Source organism: Dyella sp. (assembly GCF_036568765.1).
Classification (GTDB): Bacteria; Pseudomonadota; Gammaproteobacteria; order Xanthomonadales; family Rhodanobacteraceae; genus GSA-30.
The window spans coordinates 1-7,257 of record NZ_DATCRY010000015.1; the positions used below are offsets into that span (position 1 = coordinate 1).

At 62.7% G+C, this 7,257-nt stretch carries 8 protein-coding genes and 1 pseudogene; all 9 read right to left on the reverse strand.

Annotation, left to right across the window (positions count from 1 at the left end; genetic code table 11):
* Nucleotides 1-218, reverse strand: a pseudogene (locus VIM98_RS00835) (lipid ABC transporter permease/ATP-binding protein); the annotation flags it as partial.
* Entirely contained in the window at nt 215-646 is a 432-nt protein-coding gene (locus VIM98_RS00840; protein WP_331991191.1) for a biopolymer transporter ExbD, read from the reverse strand. The pseudogene VIM98_RS00835 and the gene VIM98_RS00840, both read right to left, overlap by 4 nt.
* 6 nt (nt 647-652) lie before the next feature.
* Complete coding sequence (locus VIM98_RS00845; protein WP_331991192.1) at nt 653-1,312, reverse strand: MotA/TolQ/ExbB proton channel family protein; 660 nt, start codon at nt 1,310-1,312, stop codon at nt 653-655.
* A 93-nt stretch (nt 1,313-1,405) separates the two neighbouring features.
* Entirely contained in the window at nt 1,406-3,715 is a 2,310-nt protein-coding gene (locus VIM98_RS00850) for a DNA internalization-related competence protein ComEC/Rec2 (RefSeq protein WP_331991193.1), read from the reverse strand.
* 78 nt (nt 3,716-3,793) lie between these two features.
* Complete coding sequence (gene lolD, locus VIM98_RS00855; RefSeq protein ID WP_331991194.1) at nt 3,794-4,498, reverse strand: lipoprotein-releasing ABC transporter ATP-binding protein LolD; 705 nt, start codon at nt 4,496-4,498, stop codon at nt 3,794-3,796.
* A 4-nt stretch (nt 4,499-4,502) separates the two neighbouring features.
* Entirely contained in the window at nt 4,503-5,747 is a 1,245-nt protein-coding gene (locus VIM98_RS00860) for a lipoprotein-releasing ABC transporter permease subunit (protein WP_331991195.1), read from the reverse strand.
* Between the two features lie 275 nt (nt 5,748-6,022).
* Complete coding sequence (locus VIM98_RS00865) at nt 6,023-6,460, reverse strand: protein YgfX (RefSeq protein WP_331991196.1); 438 nt, start codon at nt 6,458-6,460, stop codon at nt 6,023-6,025.
* Nucleotides 6,432-6,680, reverse strand: a complete 249-nt coding sequence (locus tag VIM98_RS00870) for a succinate dehydrogenase assembly factor 2 (protein WP_331991197.1) — start codon at nt 6,678-6,680, stop codon at nt 6,432-6,434. The genes VIM98_RS00865 and VIM98_RS00870 overlap by 29 nt, the downstream gene beginning before the upstream one ends.
* Before the next feature lie 82 nt (nt 6,681-6,762).
* A partial coding sequence (locus tag VIM98_RS00875; RefSeq protein WP_331991198.1) for a succinate dehydrogenase iron-sulfur subunit occupies nt 6,763-7,257 on the reverse strand: 495 nt, incomplete at its 5' end.

The following is a 7,257-nucleotide window of genomic DNA, read 5'->3' on the forward strand; positions in this document are numbered from 1 at the left end:
ATCGGCATCCAGAAGATCAGGTAAGCGTCCTTATCTGCGAGCAACTGGTCGATCAAAGGCCGCAGCAGCTTGACGAAGACCGCCAGGCAACCGCTTTCGATCGCCATGCCGACCAGCGAGATGGCGCCGATCGCACGATACGGCTTGAGATACGTCAATAGCCGCTTATAGGTCTGCCAGGAGTCGCTGCCCCAGACCGATCCGGACTTCCTGCTCACTTGGAGCCATCCGGATCGGTCGGCGTCGTGGCGATCGACAACTTGGTAAAGCCCAATTGGCCAAGCGCGTCCATCGCTATCACCACATTCTGGTGGGGCGTCATCGCGTCGGCGCGGATGGTGACTTGGCGGTCGCGATCGTCGCCGGCCACCTGTGCGATCGCCTGCTTGAGCGGCCCAATGCCTTCGCCATGCACCTCATCGCTGCCGACAAAGAAATGCCCGTCGCGATCCACCACCACCGTAACCGCTGGCGCCTGCATATCGCGCTCTTGCGCACTCGCCTTGGGCAAGGTGACCTCCATCCGTGTGTGCTGGATGAAGGTAGTGGTCAACACGAAGAACATCAGCAGGGTCAGCAGCACGTCGATCAACGAAATGACGTTGATCTCGAAGTCGTCCTGCCGGCGGTCGTTGCCGATACGCATGCCGGGTCAGCCCGCACTGGATTCGGTGTTGACCGCGCTACGACGTGCGCGCGTTGCAGGGACACCGACAGGTGTCAGCTCGTCGAGCAGCGCTGTGGCCTGCTTTTCCATTTCCACCACGTAGCCGGAAACCTTGGAACGGAAATAACGGTGCAATACATAAGCGGGAATCGCCACCACAAGGCCGGTCGCGGTGCAGATCAGCGCCTCGCCGATGCCGCCCGCCATCTTCATCGGATCGCCGACACCACCGCGCATGACTTCCATAAACATGCGAATCAGACCGACGACGGTACCGAGCAAGCCGAGCAGCGGGCCAATCAGGGCGATGGTACCCAGCGTATTGAGATAGCGCTCCATGCCGTGCACGACATGACGACCGGTATCTTCGATGCGCTCCTTGATGAGTTCGCGGGGACGATTGCGTACAGCTACCGCCGACGCCAGAAGTTCGCCCAGCGGCGATCCACTCGCCAGCGTCTGCAGATGCGCCGGGTCGAGCTGGCCGCTGCGAGCCCAGTTGCGCACCTCGTCACCCAATCCTGGGGGCAGTACCGCAGAGCGACGCAGGGTCCAGCAACGCTCCAGCACGATCGCCAGCGCGATCGCCGAACAGATCAGGATGGGCAACATCGCCCAGCCGCCAGCCATCAGGATATCCAGCACGACCCCTGCGCTCCGTAAACGTTAACGAAGCGCGAATCATAGCAGCGCCGCCGGGCGATTCCGTGCAATCGCGCCGATTCCTGCACGAGCAGTCTACTCGCGCCAGATATGGCGGTTAATCTGACGCCAGCGTGCCCCGACCCTGGGCGCGGCATCGGCGGGGAAATCGATGCGCAAAGCGCCTGTGTCTGAGGTATTCAGCCATGGCACGCGGGCGGCGTCATAACGCGCGATAACTTGCGGATGCGGATGACCGAAACGATTGCGCCATCCAGCCGAAATCACCGCCAGGGAAGGCCTCAGCCCGGCGATAAATCGTTCGCCGGAGGAACTCCGGCTGCCATGATGAGGCACCAACAGCACGGTCGGCTGCTGGAATGCATGCCGGTCGAGCAACTGCGTCTCGACCCTCGACGAGATATCCCCACTTAGCAGTAGCGAGCCGTGCCGCCCCTCGACCAGCAGCACACACGAGCGATCGTTGCTCGGAACCTTCGCGTCAGACAGCGGATGAATTACCACGAAACGAACGTTGTTCCAGGTCCACTGCTCACCGGCCGCGCAGAGCTCGGTATCCGACAACCGCTCGGGCTCTCCGGTGCTGATCGTGGCTCTCGGAAATGCCCGGCGCACCGCTTGGGCGCCGCCGGCATGGTCGCTGTCGGCATGGCTGACAATGATGCGATCGGGTGCCCGCCACCCCAGGGCATGCAGCGAAGGCACGACCACGGCATCGCCCATATTGAATCCCGTCGGATCGCCCGGCCCGGTGTCGTAGATCAGCACATGGTCGGCCGTGCGCAACAACACCGCCAAGCCCTGCCCCACATCGAGCACCCATGCTTCGAACGCGCCGGATTCCGGTCGCGGCGCCGTCGGCAACCATAGCGGCAAGAACAACACCAGGCTCCAGCCACGCCCAGGCACCCCGCGTGGCGCGAATAGCCACAAGCCACCCAGCAAAGACAGCAGCAAGGCGAGCGGCTGTGCGGCAGGCAGGTAAGCCCTAGCACCGGGCAACTGTGCCCACTGCTCGAACACCCACCATTGTCCGTGCATGAGCCAGCCCAAGGTCCACAGTATCGGCCCGGCCACCAGTGGGCACGCTGCCAAAAGCACCATCGCGAGCAATGCGCCCGGCACCACGACAAAGCTGATCAGCGGAATGGCCAGCATGTTGGAGAACGCGCCAATCAGCGAGACCTCACCGAAAAACCAGCCGACCAAGGGCAACAGCAGTATGGCCATCGCCAATTGGGTGCGCCAAAGACCGCGAATGAAACCGCGCAAGCCACGCTGTTCCGGCTCGAGCCAGCACATCAGCAACGTCACCCCGGCAAACGAAAGCCAGAACCCGGCGCTCAAGGTCGCTAAAGGATCGAGCAAAAGCATGGCCGACAAGGCCAATGCCAGCGATGTCGCGCCGTCGAGTTTACGCCGTACGCAACGAGCTCGCGCGAGCAAGGCAATCATCAGCAAGGTACGCAGCGTGGCCAGCCCTAGCCCCGCCATCGCCCCGTAGCCCGCGGCAACGAGCAGAGCCAAAACGGCTTGCGCGTGTGGGCGTGGCACGCGCAACGCCAACCCTGGCCATAACAGATAAAGCAAGCGGGCCAGCCAAACGCCACCGATCGCGGCAACACCGACATGAAAGCCGGAAATAGCGATCAGGTGCGGAATGCCATTGGCGCGCGCGACTTCCCAATCATGCTGGTCGAGGCCACGGGTGTCGCCGATCGCGAACGCCTGCAGCGAGGCCGCATCGCGGCGATCGCGGACACGCGCCGCAATGCCATCGGCCAGCGCCTGGCGCCATCCGTCGATGCAGACAGGTGCCTCGTTCAGCATGGCATTGAGCGGATGCTCGCGCACATAGCCGACGGCAACGATGCGGTGTGCAAGCGCCGTGCGTTCGTTATCCGCACCGCCTGGATTGGCCAGCCCGCGTGGACGCTTCAGGCGCAACACCAGGCGCCAGCGCGAGCAAGGCGGCACTTCCTGGCGCGCGCCATGCCACGACAAACGCAACCGGCCGCGCAAAGGAAGCCGATGTCCCGCCAGTTGCGCTTCTTCGGCATGCAATACAAAACGCAGCATGCCTGGCTGCCGTACCACCAGTCCCTCGATACGACCGACGACCACCAGATCCTTGCCATGCAACTCATCCGGCAGGCGCGCTTCCATCGCCGCGGCACCGTGCAAGGTAGCCCAGGCAAAACCGCCGACCAAAGCCGCGAACGGACGCCAACCGCGCCAACGCCAGGCCAACGGGAGGACCAATAAAAACGCGACAACCGCCAACCAACGCGGCCATAGCTCCGGCAAAACGGCAACGGCCAACACACCACCGAGCATGCTTAAGCTGAGCGGTACCGCGCCGGCGTAACGCGACAAATCGGGCATCGTCCAAGCATGCCCCTGACCCGCGTCGAGCGCGCCCCGTCGATGACCGAAAGTAGTGTAGGCCCTCCGGCCGCGCGATCAGGCGGAAACGCGCTCAGCCAGACGACCGTTATGCAATTCCAGCGTTCGATCCATGCGAGCTGCCAGACGGCTGTCGTGTGTCACCAGGATAAAACTGGTGCCGATCTCGCGATTGAGTTCGAGCATCAATTCATATACCTGTGCCGCATTGGCTTCGTCCAGGTTGCCGGTCGGCTCGTCGCCGAGCACGCAGGCCGGGCGGGTCACCAGCGCACGCGCTACTGCGCAACGCTGGCGCTCGCCACCGGAAAGCTCGGCGGGCTTGTGCTCGATGCGCTTGCTCAATCCAACCCGGTCGAGCAGGCGCCGCGCATCTTCCGTAGCCTGGGCTATCGACACGCCGCGGATCAACAGTGGCATGCAGACATTTTCCAGCGCGGTGAATTCCGGTAGCAGATGATGGAACTGGTAGATGAAACCCAACGAGCGGTTACGCACCCGGCCACGCTCTGCGTCGGAAAGCTTGGAAAGCGTGCGGCCTTCCACTTCCACTTCGCCAGCGGTCAAGGTATCCAGGCCGCCGATGATGTGCAGCAACGTACTCTTGCCCGAACCCGAGGCGCCGACAATGGCGAGTGTCTCGCCACGATGCAGATCGAAACTGACATCGCTCAATACTTCGGTGTTTAAACCGCCTTCCTCGTAGGTCTTGGCGATGTGGCGGGCGCGCAACACGACCGCCCGGCTGTTCGTCTCGTTCATGGCATCACTCATAACGCAGCGCCTGCGCCGGCTGCGTGCGCGAAGCGCGCCACGCGGGATAAAGGGTCGCCAGCAGCGAGAAGGCGAAGGTGATCAAGGTGACCCAGCCCACGTCCGACGCCTGCAACTGGCTCGGCACCTCGCTGATGTAATAGACGTCCGGCGACAGGAAGGTCACGCCGAAGGTGTGTTCGATCCACTTGACGATCGCCGGCAGGCGCCAGGACAGCAGAGACCCCAGACCGACACCCGCACCGATGCCGACAAAGCCAACGAGCACGCCCTGCACCATGAACGTACCCATGATGCTCAACGGCGTGGAACCCAGCGTGCGCAGGATGGCGATATCGGCCTGCTTGTCGGTCACCAGCATCATCAGCATCGAAATCAAGTTGATTACCGCCACCAGGATGATCAACGACAGGATAATGAACATGACCTTCTTCTCCATCGAGATCGCGGAGAAGAAGTTCGCATGGCTATCCATCCAGGTTTCGACGCGATAGGTCTGCCCCAATGCATCGGCCAGCTCGCGTGCCACCGGACGAGCGTTGAACAGGTCGTCGAGCTTCAGGCGAATGCCATTGGGGCCATCCAGGTCGTTGATGCGCTCCGCATCGGCCATGTTGACCATGGCCAGGCCTGCATCGAATTCCTGCATGCCCAACTCGAATATGCCGCTGACCTTGAAGGCTCGCGTGCGCGGTACCGTGCCCATTGGGGTGCCACGGAATTCGGGCACTACCATCGTCACCGTATCGCCGACATTGACGCCCAATTGCAAGGCCAGTTCCTTGCCCAACACGATATTCCAGCTCTTCGGCTCCAGGCTGCCCAGTGCGCCCTCGACCATATGCTTGTCGATATCGGAAACCTTCGGCTCCTGGTCGGGCTCGATGCCGCGTACCACCGCGCCGCTGGAGCGCCGGCCGAGCAGCATGGCCTGGGCCTCGACATACGGTGCCGCACCGCGCACATGTTTATTGGCCTCGGCCACCTGCACGGCTTTTTGCCAATCGTGCACGTTCTCGCCCGGCAACCCGGCCACAGTCGCGTGGGAGATGGCACCGAGAATGCGCGAACGCAGCTCGCTGTCGAAGCCGTTCATCACCGACAGCACAGTGATCAGCGCGGTCACGCTGATGGCAATACAGGTAATCGAGACAGCCGAAATAAACGAGATGAACTGATTACGTCGTTTGGCGCGCGTGTAACGCAGGCCGATAAAAAGCTCGAGCGGTCGGAACATGGGCGGGTCGCTTTATGGAGTTCTTCTATGGGCTCGCCGCCCAACGGTACGCATTGTCGGTCATAGTGGCTGTTAACGCTATTTGCAGGACTGCGGGAGCGACTTCCGGAAACCGCTAAAACCTGGCCACCTTGTGGGAACGGCTTCAGCCGCGACCATGCGGCGTGCGGCCATCCTGGTCGCGGCTGAAGCCGTTCCTACAAGATCGCTAAAGCTCGGGCTAAGACCGCGCCACAACCGCTAAAGTGCCCTAACGGGGTGTATCCGGCAAGAATTTACACCGTACCGCCCGGATCGCCGGGCGATAACCGTCCCAGGCGCATCCGCAGTTGGCGGCGCGTGTTGGCGTCGCTGTTGTCGCCCGCCAGCCATAGCGTCAGCGGCCGCTGCGATGCCATTCGGACGGTCAGCAGCACCTGAGAACCAAGAATCCGAAAGCTTTTCAGAGTGGCAACGCACTCCTCGCTGGCGGCTGTATCCAACAACCAATCGCCGTCAGCGGTCCATTGGACCCGCTTGACCGCACATGCGGGCGGGGACCTCCATTGCCGCCAAGCCAGGCTCAGCGCTACGGTCGCTACGCCTAACCGTAGCAGCCAGGGCAAGACAGGCGTCGCCATAGCCAGACCTACCGTGCCTGCACCCGCCAGCGCCAACCCAGCGGGCACTCTCGACGGGCGATAGTCAAAGCGAATGCCGGGCCCGTATGACATCGATGATGTGCTGCCAATCGGTGCGCTCGGGCCGGGCATGACCCATGACCCAATCCCATAGATCCGGGTCCTGTACGTCGAGCAGTTCGTCGAAGGCTTGCCGGGTGGCTTCGTCGGCGTGTGGAAAATCCTGCTCGAGCCATCCGCCGAACAAGGCATCGAGCTCGCGTGTACCGCGGCGAGTACGCCAGCGCAGGCGCTTGATGCGGGCTTCGTCCATAGCGATTCCCAGAGGCAATCATCCTCGCCTATTTAGCGGCAAGGAAAAGCCGGCGGGCAGCGGCGCCCGCCGGCCGGCAGCGTCAGGCGGCGCGGCGCTCGACGATCAGCTTCTTGATCTCGGCGATCGCCTTGGCTGGGTTCAAGCCCTTCGGGCAGGTCCGCGCGCAGTTCATGATGGTGTGGCAGCGGTAAAGCTTGAACGGATCTTCCAGATCGTCCAGGCGTGCACCGGTATCCTCGTCACGGCTATCGACGATCCAGCGGTAGGCCTGCAGCAGGATGGCCGGTCCCAGGTACTTGTCGCCGTTCCACCAGTAGCTCGGGCAGCTCGTCGAGCAGCAGGCGCACAGGATGCACTCGTACAAGCCGTCGAGCTTCTTGCGATCCTCCGGCGACTGCAGGCGTTCCTTGTCGGCCGGCGCCGGGCTCTGCGTACGCAACCAAGGCTTGATCGAGGCGAATTGTGCGTAGAAATGCGTGAGGTCCGGCACCAGGTCCTTCACCACCGGCATATGCGGCAGCGGATAGATCTTGACATCGCCCGACGCGCAATCTTCGATCGCGCGGGTACAGGC

Excerpts from the sequence above, each read along its gene's own strand:
- VIM98_RS00840 (WP_331991191.1), bottom strand. The coding sequence starts at position 646 with ATGCGTATCGGCAACGACCGCCGGCAGGACGACTTCGAGATCAACGTC.
- VIM98_RS00850 (WP_331991193.1), bottom strand. The coding sequence starts at position 3,715 with ATGCCCGATTTGTCGCGTTACGCCGGCGCGGTACCGCTCAGCTTAAGC.
- lolD (WP_331991194.1), bottom strand. The coding sequence starts at position 4,498 with ATGAACGAGACGAACAGCCGGGCGGTCGTGTTGCGCGCCCGCCACATC.
- VIM98_RS00860 (WP_331991195.1), bottom strand. The coding sequence starts at position 5,747 with ATGTTCCGACCGCTCGAGCTTTTTATCGGCCTGCGTTACACGCGCGCC.
- VIM98_RS00865 (WP_331991196.1), bottom strand. The coding sequence starts at position 6,460 with ATGTCATACGGGCCCGGCATTCGCTTTGACTATCGCCCGTCGAGAGTG.
- VIM98_RS00870 (WP_331991197.1), bottom strand. The coding sequence starts at position 6,680 with ATGGACGAAGCCCGCATCAAGCGCCTGCGCTGGCGTACTCGCCGCGGT.